This window comes from Planotetraspora thailandica, from assembly GCF_016863335.1.
Classification (GTDB): Bacteria; Actinomycetota; Actinomycetes; order Streptosporangiales; family Streptosporangiaceae; genus Planotetraspora; species Planotetraspora thailandica.
In genome coordinates this window covers 53,775-73,431 of sequence record NZ_BOOR01000029.1, presented here as the reverse complement: position 1 = coordinate 73,431, position 19,657 = coordinate 53,775, and the positions used below count along the sequence as shown (strand labels likewise).

The window sequence follows — 19,657 nt, the reverse complement described above, 5'->3', positions numbered from 1 at the left end:
GCATGATCACGAATCGCGTTTGTGCAGGTCGTACGGCGTGGCGGCGAACTTCTGCATGATCACGACTGGGGTTGCCGCAGGTCAGGCAGCGTTTGCTCGAACTTCTGCATGATCACGGGCACGGGGGGCGTCTCAGGGGGTGAGGACGAGGATGCGGTCGTCGCCTGGGCGGGGGGATCCCCGGCCGTCCTTGTTGCTGGTCCCGATCCACAACGAGCCGTCGGGCGCGGTGGTGACCGCCCGGAGCCGGCCGAACTCGCCCGTGTAGAGCGCGACCGGCCTGCCCACGGTTCCCTCCGCGCTCAGCGGGATCCGCCACAACCGCTGACCCCGCAGGGCGGCCGCCCACAGGGAGCCGTCGGCGTAGGCGAGCCCGGACGGCGACGCCTCGTCGGTCGTCCAGGTGAGCAGGGGATTGGTGTACCTGCGGTCGCGTCCCATGCCCTCGACCTCGGGCCATCCGTAGTTGTGGCCCTTCTCGATCCGGTTGATCTCGTCGTAGGTGTTCTGGCCGAACTCGGTGGCGTACATCCGGCCGCCGGAGTCCCAGGCCAGGCCCTGGACGTTGCGGTGGCCGTACGACCAGACCAGGTTGCCGAACGGGTTGCCGGGGGCGGGCTTCCCGTCGACGGTCATCCGGAGGATCTTGCCGGCCAGGGAGTTCGTGTCCTGCGACAGCGGGCGCTCGCCGGTCTCGCCGGTGGCGACGTACAGGTATCCGTCCGGGCCGAAGGCGAGCCGCCCGCCGTTGTGGATCGAGCCTCTCGGAATGCCCGTGACGATCGCGACCGGGTCGGACAGGCGACCGTCGTAGCGGTACCGGACCACCCGGTTGTCGCCTTCGGCGGAGAAATAGACGAAGACGTAGCGGTCGGAGGTGTACTTCGGCGACACGGCCACACCGAGCAGACCGCCCTCCCCGCTCGGCGAGACGCCCTCGATCGTCCCGATCGTGCGTGCCTGGCCGTTGGGTTTCACCAGCAGGAGCCGCGCGGAGTCCCGCTCCGTGACGAGCGCGTCGCCGTCGGGCAGGAACCCGATGGCCCAGGGCACCGACAGGTCGGAGACCAGGGTCCGCGGCGTGCCGGGGACGGCCTGCGTCTGGCCCGGCAGGGGAGCAGGGGTCGAAGCGCCCTGTCCGGTCGTCGTGCCGCCCGGCCGCGCCGTCGAGCCGCTGTTCTCCGGCGCGGCGGAACACGCCACGAGCGCCGCCGCCAGCGCCGCCGACACCGCCGCCGTCAGCGTGGTCGCCCGTGGTGTCCTCACCCGTGCCGTCGTCTGCTCTGTGGACGTCGTCGGCGGCACGCGTCGAGCCGCCCGGCCCCTCATCACCATGCTTCGCAACCTCCCTCGTCCCTTCCATACTCGCGTTTCGCGGCGAGGGTTCCCGCGGTTTCTGTGGCAGAGCTCACAGCAGATCAGGGGCAGCGCTTCCGCGTCGCCACGGCGCGCGGGAACCGATGCCTTATCAGGCCATTCGCTACGTGACCGGTGGAATCTCGCTAACATGATCAGCGGTCATTGCCGATCGTCGGCGGCGAAACCCGTGTGGTGATTTGACTGCCGGTCCTGACTGGTCCATTAAGGATTCCGGAACGTGGCTGCTCCGTGACCTGTAGTGCGTACGGTGAACGTCGTCGCGCGTGGCCGGTTATCAGATCGGTGACGACTCACTGTTTGCCACCTCGGTGATCAGGGGCTGTGCGCAGACTGGCCATGTGACATGGAGAGCAAGCCGGGTCAAGGACAGGAGGGGCCATGACACCAGACCCCTCCGGGCGTGACGACGCGGTCGATTCCCCATCTCCGGAGACGGCGGACGCCGAAATGGAGGCCCACGACCCCGAGACACAGGGATCGCAGGCGCAGGGCGACAGGGCGCGCGGCTCCGAGGCACGGGGCTCCGGGCCGGCCGGACACGAGACGACGACGAATCCAGAGGCGGTACACGTGGACGGCAGGCGCAACCCGAGGGGTTCGCTCACCGTCGCCGCCGGGCTCGGCGCGGTGGGGATCATCGCCGCACTGCTCGGCGGGGGACCCTCTCCTGTCGTCGCCGCCGTCGCCGGCGTCGCCACCGGCCTGTTCGCCGTCATCTCGCTCCTGTTCGCCACCGCCTCGCGTGCCGTCCCAGTGGTCCGGCAGCGCCCCGCCGCCCTGCGGTGGCTCGCGTCCGGCTCGCTGACCTGGCTGCTCGGCGTCGGCCTGCGGCCGGTGGCCGACGGCACCTCGTTCGTGCTGACCTTCGCCGACCTGCTGCTGCTCGTCGGCTCGGTGCTGATGGCGATCGGCGGCGGCCTGTCGGTGTCTCCGCCGGCTTTCGGCCGGGGCGCCTTCCGGCAGGCGGCCGACGCCTATCTGGGCGCCGCCTCGATCTTCACCGTCGGCTGGGTTCTGCTCTTCGGCCCGATCTTCGCGAAGGCCGACGACGCCGGGCCGTTCTTCGCCACGCTGGCGATGCCGGTCGTCTGCCTGCTCGCGTCGTGCGCCGTCGCCTCCGCCGTCGCAGGAGCCCGGTCCGGCGGAAGAGTCATGGGCCTGGCCACGCTGATCACCCTGGCCGCGATCACCCTGGCCGAGACGGGCACCGCGCTCGCCCGCCTCAACGGCGACGACCCTCCGCTCGCGGCGGTCCTGGTCGCCCCGGCGGCGTTCCTCGTGCTCGCCGTCGCGCCCTGGCTCGAGGAACGCCGGCTGCGCAGGGCGCTTCCCACCGCGGTGACCGCTGCCGCGCCGCTGGTCCTGGTCGCCGCCGCCACCGTCGCCGTGGCATTCCAGGCGATCAGCGGCAACCGCGACGCCGCTCTGTCGGTGGTCGCCGCGTCCGTCGTCCTTGTGCTGCTCGGCCGCCTGTTCGTGCTCCTCGTCGAGACCGCCGGGATGCGGCGCCTCGTCGACGTCGGCGAGCGGCAACTGCGCGAGCTCGCCGAGAACACCGGCGACGTCGTCCTCGTGCTCGACCACGACGGCGTCATCAAGGAGATCGGCGCGGGCGTCGAGGACACCTACGGCTACTGCCCCGACGACCTCGCCGGCCGTCCCATGTTCGACTACATCCACCCCGAGGACGTGCCGGGCATCCAGATCCTGCTGCGCCGGATGGCCGCCGACGAGGACGGGCTCGAACGGCACGCCAGCTGCCGCATCTCCTGCCGGGTCCGCGCCTCTGACGGCACCTGGCGGCCCACCGAGTCGGTCGCGACACGCGACGTGCGCGCCGAGGACCGCATCCTCGTCAGCGTCAGGGACCTCAGCGACCAGGTGGCCCTGCGCAACCAGGTCACCCATCTGACCTTTCACGACGGCGTGACCGGCCTGCCCAACCGGGCCTACTTGGAGGAACGCGCCCGGGAGGTCCTGGCCCGCCGGGGGTCCGGCAGGGCCGCCGTGATCTTCCTGGACCTGGACGGCTTCACCGGGGTCAACGACTCCGTCGGCCACGCGAGCGGCGACTACCTGCTCGGCCAGGCCGCCCGCCGGCTGCGCTCCGCCGTACGGGCCGACGACACGCTGGCCCGCTGGGGCGGCGACGAGTTCGCGGTGCTGCTCGAAGGTGGCGTCTCCAGCGGCGCCGACGCGCAGACCGCGATCGACCTCGCCGAACGGCTGGTGCGCGCCGTCTCGGCCGAGCCGTTCCGGGTGGCCGACCGCGACATGGCCCTCACCGCCAGCGTCGGCGTCGCCTTCGCCGAGGACGGCCTGTCCACGGGCGAGCTGCTGCGCAACGCCGACGTGGCGATGTCACGCGCAAAGGAGCTCGGCGGCCGGAGGGTCGAGGTCTTCGCCGCCCACATGCACGCCGACGTCGTACGCCGCCTGGAGATCGCGGCCGACCTGCAACGGGCCTTGCTGGACAACCAGTTCGCCGTCGAATACCAGCCCATCGTCGACCTGGCGACCTCCCGGGTCACCGCCGTGGAGGCCCTGGTCCGGTGGTGGCGGGGAGGCACGTTCGTGCCGCCCGAGAAGTTCCTCGGCCCCGCCGAGGACACCGGGCTCATCGTGCCTCTCAGCGAATGGATCCTGCACGAGGCGTGCAGGGAGGTCGCCGCCTGGCGGGCCTCGTCGATCGACATCGGGCTGTCGCTCAACCTGTCCCTGCGCCAGATCACCGCGCCCCGGTTCGTCGAAACCGTCGCCCAGGCCCTCGAGGAGAGCGGCCTCCCCGCCAGCGCGCTGACCCTCGAGGTGATCGAGGAGATGCTGGTCGAAGACGCCGACGACACGATCAACAAGCTGTCGCAGCTGCGCGCCCTCGGCGTACGGCTGGCCATCGACGACTTCGGCACCGGCTACGCGTCGCTGGCGTTCCTCCGCCAGCTGCCCGTGGACACGATCAAGATCGATCCGTCGTTCGTGTCCGGCCTCGGCCGCGACGAGACCCTCACCCTGCTGACCCGCACGATCGTACGGCTCGGCCACGACCTCGGCCTGGTCGTCGTCGCCGAAGGCATCGAACGGCCCGAGCAGCTCGAGTTGCTCCGCGAGATGGGCTGCACCCGTGGTCAGGGCTACCTGGTAGGCCGCCCCATGGCCGCCCGCGGCGTCGACTCCCTCATGCGGACCCCCCTCCAGAACACTGCGTGACATTTGCTCTGCGCTTATGGCCTCGCCTTCGGCGAGGCGGGCGCTGTGTTTGATTGCGCTCGCTCCGCTCGCGCGTGCTCGTGGCGCTTTGAGGCCGGGTCTTCCCTCGTCACGTCCTCGCTCGTTCCTCGCTGCGGGCGTTCCTCAGTCCAGAACCCGGCCGCGCCACGAGCGTGACCCTTGTGCTCGCCACAATCGGCAACCGTGCACAACCGTCACCGCGAGGGCGCGGCGGTGTCTGGACTGAGGAGCGAGCGGGGAGCGAGGTACGAGCGACCCCGAGCGACGAGGGAAGACGCCGACTGGAAGCGCCCGAGCCCGCGCGAGCGGAGATCGCGCGATCAGGCGGGTATTTCAAATATTGAGATCGCCGTCCCAGATGATTTGACGTGGGGGCTGGGGATCGGACATGGTGGAGCCATGCATCGCGATGGGATCCTCGTAGTACTTCGCAGGCGCGCAGCCTGACGAAGTTCTCGGTCCTGCGCGCGCCCCAGCTCCGCTTAGCGGATGGGGCATTTTTTATGCCAGCGCAATCCCAGAAGACAAGCTCAGCCACAAGGAACGAGCCGATGACCGAACAGATGACAGGTGCCCAGGCCCTGGTGAGAGCCCTGGAGCACGTCGGGGTCGACACGGTGTTCGGGATCCCGGGCGGCGCCGTACTCCCCGCCTACGATCCCCTTTACGACTCAGTGAAGGTCCGGCACGTCCTTGTACGGCACGAGCAGGGCGCGGGCCATGCGGCCGAGGGATACGCCCAGGCCACCGGCAAGGTGGGGGTCTGCATGGCGACCAGCGGACCGGGTGCGACCAACCTGGTCACCCCGCTGGCGGACGCGTACATGGACTCGGTGCCGATCGTCGCGATCACGGGTCAGGTGGCCACCCAGCTGATCGGGACCGACGCCTTCCAGGAGGCGGACATCTCCGGCATCACCATGCCGATCACCAAGCACAACTTCCTGGTGACCGAGGCCGCGGACATCCCGCGGACCATCGTCGAGGCGTTCCACATCGCCTCGACCGGCCGTCCCGGCCCGGTGCTGGTGGACATCGCCAAGGACGCCCTGCAGGACACGATGGAGTTCTCCTGGCCCCCGGTCATGCAGCTGCCGGGCTACCGGCCGGTGACCAGGCCGCACTCCAAGCAGATCCGTGAGGCCGCCAAGCTGATGAATGAGGCGCGCCGGCCCGTGCTGTACGTCGGCGGCGGAGTGCACAAGGCGGGCGCGTCGGCCGAGCTGCTCGAGCTGGCGGAGCTCACCGGCATCCCGGTGGTGACGACGCTGATGGCCCGGGGCACGTTCCCCGACAGCCACCCCCAGCACATGGGCATGCCGGGCATGCACGGCAGCGTCTCGGCGGTGGGCGCACTGCAGCGGTCGGACCTGCTGATCGCGCTCGGGACACGTTTCGACGACCGGGTGACCGGTCAGTTGTCGAGCTTCGCGCCGAACGCCAAGGTCATCCACGCGGACATCGATCCGGCGGAGATCTCCAAGAACCGGCATGCGGACGTGCCGATCGTCGGCGACTGCCGCGAGGTGATCGGCGACCTGGTCACCGCGGTGCGCAACGAGCACAAGGACGGCCGTAAGGGGGACTACACCGACTGGTGGAAGACCCTCAACGGTTACAAGGAGACCTACCCCCTGGGTTACGAGGAATTCGACGACGGCTCCCTGGCCCCGCAGTACGTCATGGAGCGGCTGAGCGCGATCGTCGGTCCCGACGCCTTCTACGTGGCGGGCGTCGGCCAGCACCAGATGTGGGCGGCGCAGTTCATCGGTTACGAGAAGCCGGGGACCTTCATCAACTCGGGCGGCGCGGGCACGATGGGCTTCGCCGTCCCCGCCGCGATGGGCGCGAAGATGGGCCGCCCCGACGCCACGGTGTGGGCGGTCGACGGCGACGGCTGCTTCCAGATGACCAACCAGGAGCTCGCGACCTGCGCGATCGAGGGAGTGCCCGTCAAGGTGGCGGTCATCAACAACGGTAACCTTGGCATGGTCAGGCAGTGGCAGACCCTGTTCTACGAGCAGCGGTACTCCAATACCGACCTGCAGCGGGTCAAGAGGATTCCGGACTTCGTGAAGCTGGCCGAGGCCTACGGGTGCGTCGGCCTGCGGTGCGAGCGGCCGGAGGACGTCGACGCCACCATCCGCAAAGCCATGGAGATCAACGACGTGCCCGTGGTGATCGACTTCGTGGTTCACCAGGACGCGATGGTGTGGCCGATGGTCGCCGCCGGCACCAGCAACGACGACATCAAGTACGCCCAGGACATGGCGCCGAAGTGGGAGAACGAAGAATGAGCCGTCACACGCTGTCGGTGCTGGTGGAGAACAAGCCGGGAGTCCTGGCCCGGGTCGCGGCGCTCTTCAGCCGCCGCGGGTTCAACATCGACTCCCTGGCCGTCGGGCCGACCGAGCACCATGACATCTCGCGGATGACCATCGTGGTCAACGTCGAGGACCTCCCGCTCGAGCAGGTGACCAAGCAGCTCAACAAGCTGGTCAACGTCCTCAAGATCGTCGAGCTGGACAACGGCCAGTCGGTCCAGCGAGAGCTCATGCTGATCAAGGTCAGGACCGACGCGGAGAGCCGCGGCCACGTCCTGGAGCTGGTCAACCTGTTCCGCGCGCGCTGCGTGGACGTGTCCACAGACGCGGTGACGATCGAGGTCACCGGCACGACGGACAAGCTACAGGCGTTCGTCAGGGTCCTGGAGCCCTACGGCATCAAGGAACTCGTGCAGTCGGGCATGGTGGCCGTCGGCCGCGGTGCCCGTTCCATCACCGACCGCTCGCTTCGGGCGCTCGATCGCATCGCATAGCCGTACGGGCCGCACCGCCGTACGCACGTGGCCGGACCCGTGGCGAGCCCGGCCGTCCGATCTGAAAGGCAAGCAAGTGACTGAGATCTACTACGACGACGACGCCGACCTGTCCGTCATCCAGGACCGGCACGTGGCCGTCCTCGGCTACGGCAGCCAGGGTCACGCTCATGCCCTGAGCCTGCGTGACTCCGGCGTGGACGTCCGCGTGGGCCTCCCGGAGGGCTCCAAGAGCAGGGAGAAGGCGGAGGCCGACGGCCTGCGTGTCCTGTCGCCCTCGGAGGCCGTCGAAGAGGCCGACCTCACGATGATCCTCGCTCCGGACCACGTTCAGCGGCACCTCTACGCCGAGCACGTGAAGCCGAACCTGGTCGAGGGTGACGCGCTGTTCTTCGGACACGGCCTCAACATCCGCTACGGCCTCATCGAGGCGCCGGAGGGCGTCGACGTGGCCATGGTCGCTCCCAAGGGCCCGGGTCACCTCGTTCGCCGGCAGTACGCGGCCGGCCGCGGTGTACCGGTCCTCGTCGCCGTTGAGCGCGACGCCACCGGCAAGGCGTGGCCGCTCGTCCTGTCGTACGCCAAGGGCATCGGCGGCACCCGCGCCGGCGCGCTGAAGACGACCTTCACCGAGGAGACCGAGACTGACCTGTTCGGCGAGCAGGCGGTGCTGTGCGGCGGCGTCTCCGAGCTGATCAAGGCCGGGTTCGAGACGCTGATCGAGGCCGGTTACCAGCCCGAGGTCGCCTACTTCGAGTGCCTCCACGAGATGAAGCTCATCGTCGACCTCATGTACGAGGGCGGCATCTCCAAGATGTACTGGTCGGTCTCCGACACCGCCGAGTACGGCGGTTACAGCCGCGGCCCGCGCGTGGTGAACGCCGAGACCAAGAAGGAGATGCGCCGCATCCTCGACGAGGTCCAGAACGGCAGCTTCGCCCGTGAGCTGGTCGAGGAGTTCGACTCGGGCCAGAAGGAGTTCAACAGGTACCGCGAGGAGCTGGCGGCGCACCCGATCGAGCAGACCGGTGCCAAGCTGCGCCCGATGATGAGCTGGCTGAAGGGTCAGTAGCCCCGGCCCGCTTCCGCGGACGTCATGGCGCGAGGGCGGCGCCGCCTTCCCGGCGGCGCCGCCCTCGTGTATTGGGTGTGATCATGCACGACCGGTTGGGGTCGCACACATCCGTACGGCTCAGCACCGGGCGGGCTTGAGCCATGAGCACTCTTTGTCGCCGTTGATGGGCGGGCTCACCTGCGGGGCCGGGGCCCCGTCGACGGGGGCCGACCGCGTGAACTGGGCCAGCCGTACGACGATCTTGTCCTCCAGGTCCTTGACGGAGGGGGACAGGTAGCCGTTGGAGATGATGGAGAAGACCAGTGGCTCGCCGTCGGCGCTGCTCACGTAGCCCGACAACGCTGAGACGCCGGTGAGGGAACCCGTCTTGGCGTGCACGTTGCCGGCCGCGGGAGTGCCGGCCATCCGGCTGCTGAGCGTCCCCCCGACGAAACGCCCCCTCCTTCCGGCGACGGGCAGCGCCTCGTACCAGGTCGGGAACCACGGCTTGTCCCTGAGGTTCACCAGAAGCGAGGCGAGGCCGGCCGGCGTCAGGCCGTCGATGCGGGAAAGGCCGGAGCCGTCGCGCAGCCGCACCGTAGAAATCCCGTTGTTCTGCGCGAACGCCGAGGTCACCGCGAGCCCGGCCGCCCAGGTGCCCTGGTTGGACACCTTGCGGCCCATCGCCTTGGTGAGGATCTCCGCGTGCATGTTGTTGCTCAGCTTCAGGAACGGGACGAGGAGGCGGCTCAGCGGCATCGACTCGCGACCGGCCAGCAGCGACGCCCCGGTGGGCGCGGCCCCGCGCACCGTGGGGCCGAGCACGCGAACGCCGTGCTCGGCGAGGCTCTTGCGGAACAGGCCCGCCGCGTAGAGGGTGGGGCCCCACACCGAGATCCAGTCCTCGTACCGGTCGGCGACAGTGCCGGTGACCACGACCGTGTTCGTGCCGTGGTCACGGGTGATGCCGGCGTCGGTGGTCGTCCCGGTGACCGCCCTGTTGACGATCTTCAGGTAGTCGGTCGGAGGTGTCGTGGTCACCTTGGCCGGTCTGCCGGGCGCGCTGCCCGGATCGACCGACACGATCACCGATCCCGCGTCGTAGTCGGTGTCGGGGGAGGCGGTCAGCGCCGAAATCTGGCCCGCGTAGTAGTAGGGCTCGTCGTCCCAGGTCCAGTCTGCGCCGAGCCGTACGTCGTCGAACCAGGTGTCGTCGGCGACCAGGCGTCCCCTGACCTCCTTGACCCCCGAGCGGGCGACCTGGGCGGCGAGCGCGTCATAGTCGGAGGCGAGCATGGTGGGGTCGCCCGTCCCTTTGAGCACGATGTCGCCCTCGATGGTGCGGCCGGGCTTGGCGGTGGACAGGACCGAGGTGGTGAAGCGGTAGTCCAGCCCCAGCGTCTCGACCGCGGCGGCCGAGGTCACCAGCTTGGTGTTGGACGCGGGGATGAACAGTTTGCCTGGTTCCCGCATGTAGAGGTCTTCGCCGGTCCGCGCGCTCCTCACGACGACGCCGGCCTGCGCCGTAGTGAGGCGCGGATCGCTGAGAATCCGGTCGATGTCGTGCACGAGGTCGCCGGCACCTGGCGCCGGGCCCGCCGGGTCGGCCGCGTTCGCCGGAGCACCCGAGATCGTGACCCCCGCCACGAGTACGGCTCCGGCAAGGAAGATCGAAGGCCGACGTGATAACCGCACAATCAACCCCCAATGACAGGCTTTCGCGATCATTGAGAATTCTCGACGGCACCGCTATGCGGAAATATGCGTATCTGTTCCCCGATAAAGCGTGATCAGGCGGAAATCATGAACACGCAGTCGCCGAAAGCGATCTCGTCGCCCGTCCTTACTTTGGCGGGCCCGGCGAGACGCCAGCCGTTCAGCCGGGTCCCGTTCATGGAGCCCAGGTCGACGAGCAGCCAGGCGTCGTCCTCGTCGCGGCGGAGCTCGGCATGGACGCGCGACACCGTCAGGTCGGTCAGCACGAGGTCGCAGCCGGATCCCCGGCCGACGACATAGCGGACCCGCCTGTCGACGGGCAGCGCGAGCCGGGGGAGGCGCGGACGGCGCCAAGCGCTCTCGACCCGGCGGGTGAAGTCCGACATCGAGCTGACGGCCTCGGTGATCCGCCGGCGCATGCGCCCGCGCTGAGGCAGGTCGGCGACCAGTTCATCCAGTTCGCCGCGGCTTTGCGCCCGCAGCGCCATGTCGACCCGGCCGACGAACGTGTCCATGGACAGCCGGCCCTCGGCGGCGCGGTCGCGGAGTTCGCTGAGCGCGCGCTCGCGATCTCCGTCCGAGGCGCGAACCGGGGGAGAGCTCATGACTGGAGTATCCGATGCAGCCGTGGGGGGTGTCTAGAAGATCCTCGCATTCTCTCCTTTTTGGGGCGTTGTTGTCCTGTGATTTGGAGCCTTTTGGTCACATGGGCTTGCCGAAGTCCTGCGTCCAGTACGGTCCGCCCGCCTTGACGTATCCGACGCCGATGTCGGTGTAGGTGCAGTTCAGGATGTTCGCGCGGTGGCCCGGGCTGTTCATCCACCCGTCCACGACGGCCGCGGCGGTGGGGTAACCCTCCGCGATGTTCTCGGCCGCCGCGGAGTAGGAGTATCCGGCCGCCTTGATGCGGTCGGCGAAGGTCCGGCCGTCCTTGGAGTCATGCTGGAAGTAGTTCTGCGCGGACATGTCGGCCGAGTGTCCGTACGCGGCGGCCCGGAGCTTGGCGTTGGCCTTGAGCGGGCGGCAGCCGGCCTTGGCGCGCTCGGCGTTGGTGAGGCTCAGGACCTGCTGCTCGATGGTCGTCCCGCCGGTCGACGACGACTCGGCCGACGAGGACCCGTCCGATCCGCTTGAGGAGCCACCGGTCGAACCCTCGGACGATCCCGCGGAAGCCGACGAGCCGCCGGACGGCTTGGGCGGCTTCGGGCACGACAGGCTGACCGTCTTCGACCTGACCGAATGTCCCAGGTAGTCGGACACGGCGGCGTAGAAGAAGCCGTTCCCGCAGGGCACTGTGAGAGTGATGCGGCCGTTCACGATCTTCTGGGAGCCGCTCTTCGTCACGCGGTCCCTCCCGGGCTGGTCCCTCCAGAGCCGGACCCGGAAGGTCGCCTTCGTGACGCAGCCCGCCCGTGAACCCGCCGCGTGCACCTTCCCGTCCGAGGCGAGGGACGGCTTGGACACCGCGACCCGGCAGTTCTTGCTCTCGGTCGGTGAGGGAGACGGCGTGGGGGTCGGTGAGTCGGTCGGCGTGGGGTCGGCGGAGATCTCGGCCTGTGCGTCGGCGGCCGGCGCTCCGGCCGCCGTGGAAGCCGTCGGACCTCCGCAGGCCGCAAGGGTTCCGGCGCACAGAATGGCTCCGAGCGCTCTCTTCACGATCGTTCTCCAGTGGGGCTCGACTCTGGATGCAAATCGCCATTATGGTCCGTTTGACAGATTTTTGCCCCATTAAGTCACTCGGTTGTCCGAAATATCATGACGCATCAGTAGCCACATAGATCGCGTTCCTCGCGTGGAAAGCCTGGTTCGGACGGCTTTTAGGGCGAGTTGATATCAGGAAATGTCGCCCCGGTTGGGGTTCTCCCTGCGGCCCCGGCGCGCGGGGCATCCCACCGGGCCGCCCCGTGCGGGTGCCGGGCCCCACGCGTGTCCCGTCGTGGGTTCAGGATTGCCCCAAGCATACTGAGTATGCATACTCAGTATTCATGTCCATCCGGCACGGTCTGCTCGCCCTGCTCAGTCAGGGATCACGACACGGCTATCAGTTGCGCGCCGAGTTCGAGGCGTCGACGGGGGCGACCTGGCCGCTGAACATCGGCCAGGTCTATACGACGTTGTCGCGCATGGAGCGGGACGGTCTCGTCGCGCCCGGGGAGCAGGACGAACAGGGCCGGATCGCCTACTCGATCACTCAGGACGGGCGGGCCGAGGTCGATCGCTGGTTCGTCACGCCCATCACCCAGACCGAGCGGCCGCGCGACGAGCTCGCCATCAAGCTCGCCATGGCCGTCACCGCCCCCGGAGTCGACGTCACACAGGTCGTCCAGGCCCAACGGACCGCGACCATGCGAACCCTGCAGGACCTCACCCGGGTCAAGCGGGGTCTGGATCCTCCGCTTGACACCGCGCAGACGCTGATTCTCGATTCCAAGATTTTCCAGGCCGAGGCCGAGCTGCGCTGGCTCGACCACTGCGAGGCCGTCCTCTCCCGCAGATCCCTCCAGCACCCCCAGGAACAGCAATGATCGATCGTGATCCGTCCCCCGTCCCACCCGTCGCCGAGGTAGATCCGGGTCGTGCTCTCGTCGTGGAGTTGGCCGACGTCAGCCGTGTCCACGTGGAAGGAACGCAGGCCGTCCACGCGCTGAAAGAGATCAGCCTGAACGTCTGGGCGGGTGAGCTCATCGCGGTGATGGGGCCCTCGGGCTCGGGCAAGTCCACCCTGCTCAACATCGCCGGTGGCCTCGATCGGGCGGCGTCCGGGCACGTCAGGGTCGAGGGAGAGCTTCTCGACCGACTGCCGCCGTCGCGGCTGGCCGCCTTGCGCAGGAAGCGCGTGGGTTACGTCTTCCAGGACCTTAACCTCATCCCGTCGCTGACGGCCGTCGAGAACGTCATGTTGCCGAGAGAGCTGGACGGGGTCCGTACGGCGAAGGCGAGGCAGGAGGCCCTGGCCGTCCTCGACGAGATCGGCCTCGCGGACCTGGCCGGTCGTTTCCCCGACGAGCTGTCGGGAGGTCAGCGTCAGCGGGTGGCCATCGCCCGTGCGCTGGTGGGCGAGCGGCGGCTCATCCTCGCCGACGAGCCGACCGGTGCCCTCGACACCGCGACGGGCGACGACATCCTGCGGCTGCTGCGCGCCAGGGCCGACGCCGGAGCGGCGGTCCTGCTCGTCACCCACGAGCCTCGCTATGCCGGCTGGGCCGATCGGGTCGTCTTCCTGCGCGATGGCCAGATCGTCGATTCGGCCACGGCAGGCCTGGTGAGCGCCCGATGAGCGCCTTCAGGGTCGCGCTCCGGATCTCCCGCAGGAACGCGTGGCGCTCCAAGCGCCGCAGCGCGCTGATTCTCGCGATGATCGCCCTTCCCGTTGCCGTCGTCACGTTCCTCGGGTCGGCCCTGACCGGCGCCCTCGGCCCGGACGACCAGGGGGAGATGCCCCTGGGACGGGCCGACGCCATCATCGGCGGCTCTCCCGAGACGACCAACGTCGTCCAGGAGGAATACGGCGACGGCTACTCCGTGAGCTCGGAGGGCCCCGACGACGGGAAGCCGTTCACCGCCGACCAGGTGATCGCCATGTTCGGCCCCGGGACGCGCGTCGTGCAGGTCGACCGGGGCTATGCGCGATACCGGACGCCTCAGGGATACCGGTCGGACATGGTCCAGTCGCAGGACCTCCGCGATCCGATCTTCGGCGGCGCCTACTACCTCGTCCAGGGACGGTTGCCCACCGCACCTGGGGAGATCGTCATATCCTCGGAGGCCGCCGACAGGGGACTGAAGATCGGTCAGACCGTCGCGATCGATCGGCGACCGCAGCTCCACGTCGTGGGAATCGTCCTCACGCCAGAGGTCGGCCCTCCGGTCGACTTCATCGCGTTCCCCGGCTCCATGTCCCTCGGCGACCTGGACGACGGCGGCCTGGGCGGCAGAACCGTGTGGATGGTCGACGCGCCGAAGGCCGTCTCCTCGGCGGACGTCCCGAAGCTCAACGCACGGGGCGCGGTGGTGGTCAGATTCGCCGGACCGGGCGGGACACACGGTGACATGTCCGTGTCGTACTCGACCGGCCGCGATGTGCTGTCCGTTCTCGAAGGCGTTCCGTGGATCGCGCTGATGTTGCTGGAGGTCGTCCTGCTCGCAGGGCCCGCGTTCGCGGTGGGTCAGCGGCGCAGGGCGCGGGAGTTGGCGCTGATCGGCGCACAGGGCGGCTCATCAGGGCAGCTCAGAGGCGTCGCGCAAGCCGACGGGCTGCTCTTCGGCGTCGGAGGTGCGGTCGTCGGCGCAGCGGTGGGTGTCGGAGCGGCGGCTCCCGTCAGCACTCGCATCGCGATCGCAGATGGCAGGATCCCCCACCACTTCGCCGTTCCCTGGACCCCCGTGGCGATCATCATGGCGATGGGCGTCGTCGCCGGGCTGATCGCCTCCCTCGCGCCCGCCGAACGCGCGGGCCGTACGGACGTGGTCGCGGTGCTCACCGGCCGGCGTACCCCCGGGCGTGACCGGGCCGGCCGACCCGTCCTTGGGCTCGTGCTCGTCGCGGCCGGCCTCACTGTCACGGTCGTAGGCGCGTGGTACACCATCGCCTGGATCGTCAGCGGCGCACTGCTCACCCAGCTCGGGCTGGTCGCCGTGTTGCCGTGGCTGATCGCCAGGGCAGGGCGTCCGGCGGCCGCCCTGCCGTTCCCCCTCAGGTTCGCCGTGCGGGACGCGATCCGCAACCGGGGCCGCACGGTGCCCGCCGTATCAGCGATCATGGCCGCCGTCACGCTGTTCATGGCGATCGGGGTCGTGTCGCGAAGCGGCCTGTCCGACCCGCCGACCTGGGTCGATGAGTACCCGCAGGCGCCTGCGGGCGCGTTGTGGATCCGAGGCACGGATCTGGGTCCCGACCTGTGGAACCGCGTTCGCGCACGGGTGCGCGCCGAACTCCCGGACGGGGTGCCGCTCCTCGAGGCGGACATCCCTTCCAGGTCGGGCGTGCCGCTCCGGGCAGATGTCCGGTTGCCGGACGAGGATCTCGACCGGATGCACATGGGGGCGATACGCGTGGACCCCGCCGGCGGCGGGGGCCTGCTCGTGGGTGACGCGCGACTGCTGCGTTACGCCCTGCGCCGTACAGACCCTTCAGCGGAGGCGGCGTTGCGCGCGGGGAAGGCCGTCGTGCTGGACCCCGGGGCCGTCCACAACGGGAAGGTCGGCCTCATGTTCCAGACCCAGGACGGGGCCTCCGCCGACACCGACGATCTGACCCTGCCCGCCGTCGCCGCGCGGGCGACCGGCGAAGGCTGGGCGCGCGTCGTCGTCTCTCCCGAGGCGATCAGGAAACACGGTTTCACCACACAGACCGCGTTTCTCGTGGTCGACCCCGTGGACTATCGGGTGCCGCCGGAAGCGGCGCAGCGGATCACAGCGGAGTTGGCGAAGCTCTCTCCACTACAGCTGACCGCTCGCCTTGAAGCGCCCCGGCCGGCGGACGACACGCCCCTGATCTTCCTGCTGGCCGCGGCCGCGGCCGTGCTCGTCCTGGGGATGACCTTCGTTGCCACCGCGCTCGCGGCGGCGGAGGCGAGACCGGATCTGGCGGTGATGTCCGCCGTGGGAGCCGCGCCGCGGACCCGGCGCGCGGTGAAGGCCGGCCAGGCTCTGGTCATTGCCTTGACCGGGGTGACCCTAGGTGTCGCCGGGGGTCTCGTGGCGGGGGTGGCGGCGCGCCTGCCACGGACCGCGGGCTCAATGGGTGCCCCGAAGTTCGGCGCCGACGGCACGCCTCTCTCCGCACATCCGGCGCCTTTCACGATCGACGTCCCGTGGAACCTGGTGGCGCTCCTGGTCGTGGGACTTCCGCTGCTGGCCGCGCTCGTATGTGCAGTGTTCACCAGGTCGCGGCTCCCGGCGCCCCGGCGCAGACCGGCCTGATGTCGAGATGACGGTGTCATGCCTGGCCGACGGCTCCGCCCAGACGCTGATCCTCGATTCCAAGATTTTCCAGGTTGAGGCCGAACTGCGCCGGCTCGACCACTGCGAGGCCGTCCTCTCCCGCAGATCCCTCCAGCACCCCCAGGAACAGTAATGATCGATCGTGATCCGTCTCCCGTCCCGTCCCCAGCAGAGGAAGATCCAGGTCGTGATCTCGTCGTGGAGTTGGCCGACGTCAGCCGTGTCCACGTTGAGGGGGCTCAGGTCGTCCACGCGTTGAAAGAGGTCAGCCTCGAGATCTCGGCGGGTGAGCTCGTCGCGGTGATGGGGCCGTCGGGGTCCGGCAAGTCCACCTTGCTCAACATTGCCGGGGGCCTCGATCGGGCGACGTCCGGAGAGGTGATGGTGGAGGGCGAACTTCTGGACCTCCTGCCGCCGTCACGGCTGGCCGCGCTGCGCAGGCGGCATGTGGGTTATGTCTTTCAGGACCTCAACCTCATCCCGTCCCTCACCGCTGTCGAGAACGTGATGTTGCCGAGGGAACTGGACGGGGTCCGTACAGGGAAGGCGCGGAAGGAGGCGCTGGCCGTCCTCGGCGAGATCGGGATCGCCGATCTGGCCGGTCGGTTCCCCGACGAACTGTCCGGAGGTCAGCGTCAGCGGGTGGCCATCGCCCGCGCGCTGGTGGGGGAGCGGCGGCTCATTCTCGCCGATGAGCCGACCGGTGCGCTCGACACCGCGACGGGCGATGACATCCTGCGCCTGCTCCGCGCCCGAGCCGACGCCGGCGCGGCGGTTCTCCTGGTCACCCATGAGCCTCGCTATGCCGGCTGGGCCGATCGGGTCGTCTTCCTCAGGGACGGTCAGATCGTCGACTCGGCCACGGCAGGCATGGTGAGCGCGCGATGAGCGCCTTCCGGGTTGCTCTGAGGATCTCCAGAAGGAACGCGTGGCGGTCCAAGCGACGCAGCGCGCTGATCCTCGCGATGATCGCCCTGCCTGTCCTCCTCGCCACCGTCCTGGTGACGTCCACGAGCAACGGCGGCACCAATGATCCCAACGTAACGGTGCCTCTGGGCCAGGCCGACGTCATCGTGTCAGGCGGCCCTGCCGATTCCGGACAGGGAGAGGACGAGGACCCTCCACCGGACGTGAAGCCGTTCACCCAGGCGCAGGTCGTCGAGATGTTCGGGCCCGGAACCCGGGCGGTGCGGGTCGACGAGGGGTTCATCCGCTACCTGACTCCCCAGGGCTTCAAGTCCGACATGGTCCGGCAGGAGAATTTGCGCGATCCGCTCGTCCGCGGGACTTATCGACTCATCACGGGAAGGCTGCCGACGGCGCCCGGCGAGATCGTCGTGGACGGCGTCAACGATGCCGACGCTGCGAACGGCAGGGTCACCGTCGGCCAAACGTTCTTCGCCGGTGAGTCACGGGTGCCATTGCGTGTGGTGGGAATCATGGCCACGCCGCAAGGTTGGCCGCCCGACTTCGTCGCGTTTCCCGGGAGCCTGCCTGACGGGCTCATGGAGCCTGCGGGATATTCAACTACGACCGTCTGGATGGTCGACGCCCCGAAGCCGGTGTCCTCCGCGGATGCCGCGCGGCTGACCTCAAGGGGAGCGTCGGTGAACGGCCCGGGCCTACCCGACGGGACGATAGAGGTCGGCTCGGCCTCTGCCTCCGACGAATTCGGTGCCGAGCTCGAGACGGTTCCCTGGACGGCGATGATGCTGCTGGAGGTCGTCCTTCTGGCAGGACCGGCCTTCGTGGTGGGTCGGCGACGGAGGGAACGCGAGTTCGCCCTTGTCGGCGCACAGGGCGGCTCACCACGGCAACTCAAGAGGATCGCGCTTGCAGACGGGCTGCTGTTCGGGACCGTCGCCGCGGTGATCGGAGTCGCGGCGGGCATCGGCGTCGCGGTTCCCGTGACGTCCTGGTATCAGGGCGATTTGGGCAGCCTAAGCGGTTCGCTTCAGGTTCCGTGGGTGGCCGTCGCGATCGTCATGGCTATGGGCGTCGTGGCCGGCCTGCTGGCGGCCCTCGCTCCGGCCCAGCATGCGAGCCGTACGGATGTGGTGGCGGTGCTCGCGGGCAGGCGCGCCCCCGCCCGTGACCGGGCCGGTCGCCCCGTGTTGGGAGTGGCGCTCATCGCCGCCGGGCTCGCCGGCACCGCCGCGGCCGCCGGGCATGGCGCGTCCTGGGTCGCCGCGGCGGCCCTGGTCACCCAGCTGGGGTTCATCGCCGTGCTGCCCCGGCTGATCGCCTCGGCTGGCCGCCTGGCCGGCGCGTTGCCGTTCTCGCTCCGTTTCGCCGTGCGGGACGCGGCGCGTAACCGGGGGCGTACGGTGCCCGCCCTGTCTGCGGTGATGGTCGCCGTCACGCTGTTCACAGCTCTGGGGGTGGCGTGGCGAAGCAACCTGTCAAGTCCGGCACCCTGGGGTCTGGACTCCCCCCAGGGGCCTGCGGGGGCGTTGTGGATCCGCGGCCGGGACCTGGGACCGGAACTGTGGGACCGGGTCCGTACGCGGGTCCACGCCGAGCTCCCCGGCGTCCCCGTCATCGAGGCCAGATCCCCCGTGAGTGCGTCGGGTGAGCCGTTGCAGGTGTCCGACAGGCTCACGGACAAGATCGTCGGCAATGAGTCGTTGAAGTTGAATGCCAACTGGGTGGATCCCAGCGGCAATGGCGGTCTGCTGGTCGGCGACGAACGGCTTCTGAGATATGTGCTCGGCCGCGACGACCCCGCCGCCGCGGCCGCGCTCCGGGCGGGCGAGGTGGTCGCGCTCAACCCCGTGATCGTGCACAACGGAAAGGCCGACTTCATGCTTGCAACCGACGACGGACCGGACGAGCACGAGCAGTCCCTGCCCGCCATCGTCGTACGAGCGAGTGGGGAGGGCCGGGCGCACATGGTCGTCTCACCCGAGGCGATCAAGAAGCAGGGCTACGCGACCGAGACGGCGCTCCTCTTGGTCGATCCCGCTGAATACCGGGTGTCGCCCGCCACGGCGCAACGTCTGCTGACGGACCTGGACGGTATGAGCTCGCAGATCACCGGCCGGCTGGAGGGACCGCCTGGCGACCCCGACGATACACCGCTGCTGGTCCTTCTGGGCGCGGCCGCCGCGGTACTGGTCCTGGGCATGACGCTCGTCGCCACCTCTTTGGCGGTGGCGGAGGCCAGGACCGATCTGGCAGTGATGTCGGCGGTGGGAGCGGCGCCCCGCGTCAGGCGGGCGGTGAAGGCCGGGCAGGCCCTGGTCATCGCGCTCGGAGGTACGGTCATCGGGGTGGTCGCCGGTCTCGTGGCGGGCGTGGCGTCCCGATGGCCGGAGCCGCACACGGGGGCGCCCCAGGTCTTGTTCGGCGCCGACGGGTTCCGCATCCCGATGCCGGAGCAGGTGGCGCCCGTGATCATCGTTCCGTGGAGTCTGATCGCGCTGCTCGTGGTGGGGCTGCCGCTGCTCGCCGCGCTCGTCTGCGGCGTCTTCACCCGGTCGCGGTTCCCTGCGCTCCGGCGCAGGGTGTCGTGAGCG

The 19,657-nt window shown here is 69.4% G+C and carries 14 protein-coding genes; 10 read left to right on the top strand and 4 right to left on the bottom strand.

What is annotated here, in order from left to right:
• Positions 1–132: 132 nt before the first annotated feature.
• Positions 133–1,266 carry a PQQ-dependent sugar dehydrogenase gene (locus Pth03_RS20505; RefSeq protein ID WP_239119208.1) on the bottom strand — a complete coding sequence of 378 codons (1,134 nt, stop codon included), beginning with the start codon at positions 1,264–1,266 and terminating at the stop codon, positions 133–135.
• Between the two features lie 492 nt (positions 1,267–1,758).
• Between Pth03_RS20505 and Pth03_RS20500 the strand changes: the two genes are divergently transcribed.
• The 4 genes from Pth03_RS20500 (at position 1,759) to ilvC (ending at position 8,498) form a co-directional block, all read left to right on the top strand.
• Complete coding sequence (locus Pth03_RS20500) at positions 1,759–4,587, top strand: putative bifunctional diguanylate cyclase/phosphodiesterase (protein ID WP_239119207.1); 2,829 nt, start codon at positions 1,759–1,761, stop codon at positions 4,585–4,587.
• A 572-nt stretch (positions 4,588–5,159) separates the two neighbouring features.
• Positions 5,160–6,905 (top strand): acetolactate synthase large subunit, encoded by a 1,746-nt coding sequence (locus tag Pth03_RS20495; protein ID WP_239119206.1) that lies wholly within the window; start codon positions 5,160–5,162, stop codon positions 6,903–6,905.
• Complete coding sequence (gene ilvN / locus Pth03_RS20490; RefSeq protein ID WP_203945941.1) at positions 6,902–7,426, top strand: acetolactate synthase small subunit; 525 nt, start codon at positions 6,902–6,904, stop codon at positions 7,424–7,426. The genes Pth03_RS20495 and ilvN overlap by 4 nt, the downstream gene beginning before the upstream one ends.
• An 85-nt stretch (positions 7,427–7,511) precedes the next feature.
• Positions 7,512–8,498, top strand: a complete 987-nt coding sequence (gene ilvC, locus Pth03_RS20485) for a ketol-acid reductoisomerase (RefSeq protein WP_239119220.1) — start codon at positions 7,512–7,514, stop codon at positions 8,496–8,498.
• A 120-nt stretch (positions 8,499–8,618) separates the two neighbouring features.
• On the opposite strand, the gene dacB is transcribed toward ilvC, so the two are convergent.
• The 3 genes from dacB to Pth03_RS20470 all read right to left on the bottom strand — a co-directional run bounded on the left by dacB (position 8,619) and on the right by Pth03_RS20470 (position 11,852).
• A complete protein-coding gene (gene dacB / locus Pth03_RS20480; RefSeq protein WP_203945939.1) occupies positions 8,619–10,175 on the bottom strand; it encodes a D-alanyl-D-alanine carboxypeptidase/D-alanyl-D-alanine endopeptidase in 1,557 nt (518 codons plus the stop codon).
• A 95-nt stretch (positions 10,176–10,270) separates the two neighbouring features.
• Positions 10,271–10,801: an FHA domain-containing protein gene (locus tag Pth03_RS20475; RefSeq protein WP_203945938.1), complete on the bottom strand. Its 531-nt coding sequence runs from the start codon at positions 10,799–10,801 to the stop codon at positions 10,271–10,273.
• A 97-nt stretch (positions 10,802–10,898) separates the two neighbouring features.
• Entirely contained in the window at positions 10,899–11,852 is a 954-nt protein-coding gene (locus Pth03_RS20470; protein WP_203945937.1) for a CAP domain-containing protein, read from the bottom strand.
• A gap of 329 nt (positions 11,853–12,181) precedes the next feature.
• On the opposite strand from Pth03_RS20470, the gene Pth03_RS20465 reads away from it, so the two are divergent.
• The 6 genes from Pth03_RS20465 to Pth03_RS20440 are packed head-to-tail and all read left to right on the top strand — an operon-like array spanning position 12,182 to position 19,654.
• Positions 12,182–12,721 (top strand): PadR family transcriptional regulator, encoded by a 540-nt coding sequence (locus Pth03_RS20465; protein ID WP_203945936.1) that lies wholly within the window; start codon positions 12,182–12,184, stop codon positions 12,719–12,721.
• A complete protein-coding gene (locus tag Pth03_RS20460; RefSeq protein WP_203945935.1) occupies positions 12,718–13,473 on the top strand; it encodes an ABC transporter ATP-binding protein in 756 nt (251 codons plus the stop codon). The genes Pth03_RS20465 and Pth03_RS20460 overlap by 4 nt, the downstream gene beginning before the upstream one ends.
• The gene (locus Pth03_RS20455; RefSeq protein ID WP_203945934.1) at positions 13,470–16,118 is read left to right on the top strand and encodes an FtsX-like permease family protein; all 2,649 of its coding nucleotides are present in this window, start codon (positions 13,470–13,472) and stop codon (positions 16,116–16,118) included. The genes Pth03_RS20460 and Pth03_RS20455 overlap by 4 nt, the downstream gene beginning before the upstream one ends.
• A gap of 7 nt (positions 16,119–16,125) precedes the next feature.
• Positions 16,126–16,272 carry a hypothetical protein gene (locus Pth03_RS20450; protein ID WP_203945933.1) on the top strand — a complete coding sequence of 49 codons (147 nt, stop codon included), beginning with the start codon at positions 16,126–16,128 and terminating at the stop codon, positions 16,270–16,272.
• Entirely contained in the window at positions 16,272–17,027 is a 756-nt protein-coding gene (locus tag Pth03_RS20445; protein ID WP_203945932.1) for an ABC transporter ATP-binding protein, read from the top strand. The genes Pth03_RS20450 and Pth03_RS20445 overlap by 1 nt, the downstream gene beginning before the upstream one ends.
• Positions 17,024–19,654, top strand: a complete 2,631-nt coding sequence (locus Pth03_RS20440) for an FtsX-like permease family protein (RefSeq protein ID WP_203945931.1) — start codon at positions 17,024–17,026, stop codon at positions 19,652–19,654. The genes Pth03_RS20445 and Pth03_RS20440 overlap by 4 nt, the downstream gene beginning before the upstream one ends.
• The last annotated feature ends 3 nt before the right edge of the window (positions 19,655–19,657 follow it).

Excerpts from the sequence above, each read along its gene's own strand:
- Pth03_RS20500 (WP_239119207.1), top strand. The coding sequence starts at position 1,759 with ATGACACCAGACCCCTCCGGGCGTGACGACGCGGTCGATTCCCCATCT.
- Pth03_RS20495 (WP_239119206.1), top strand. The coding sequence starts at position 5,160 with ATGACCGAACAGATGACAGGTGCCCAGGCCCTGGTGAGAGCCCTGGAG.
- ilvN (WP_203945941.1), top strand. The coding sequence starts at position 6,902 with ATGAGCCGTCACACGCTGTCGGTGCTGGTGGAGAACAAGCCGGGAGTC.
- Pth03_RS20475 (WP_203945938.1), bottom strand. The coding sequence starts at position 10,801 with ATGAGCTCTCCCCCGGTTCGCGCCTCGGACGGAGATCGCGAGCGCGCG.
- Pth03_RS20465 (WP_203945936.1), top strand. The coding sequence starts at position 12,182 with ATGTCCATCCGGCACGGTCTGCTCGCCCTGCTCAGTCAGGGATCACGA.
- Pth03_RS20460 (WP_203945935.1), top strand. The coding sequence starts at position 12,718 with ATGATCGATCGTGATCCGTCCCCCGTCCCACCCGTCGCCGAGGTAGAT.
- Pth03_RS20455 (WP_203945934.1), top strand. The coding sequence starts at position 13,470 with ATGAGCGCCTTCAGGGTCGCGCTCCGGATCTCCCGCAGGAACGCGTGG.
- Pth03_RS20450 (WP_203945933.1), top strand. The coding sequence starts at position 16,126 with ATGACGGTGTCATGCCTGGCCGACGGCTCCGCCCAGACGCTGATCCTC.
- Pth03_RS20445 (WP_203945932.1), top strand. The coding sequence starts at position 16,272 with ATGATCGATCGTGATCCGTCTCCCGTCCCGTCCCCAGCAGAGGAAGAT.
- Pth03_RS20440 (WP_203945931.1), top strand. The coding sequence starts at position 17,024 with ATGAGCGCCTTCCGGGTTGCTCTGAGGATCTCCAGAAGGAACGCGTGG.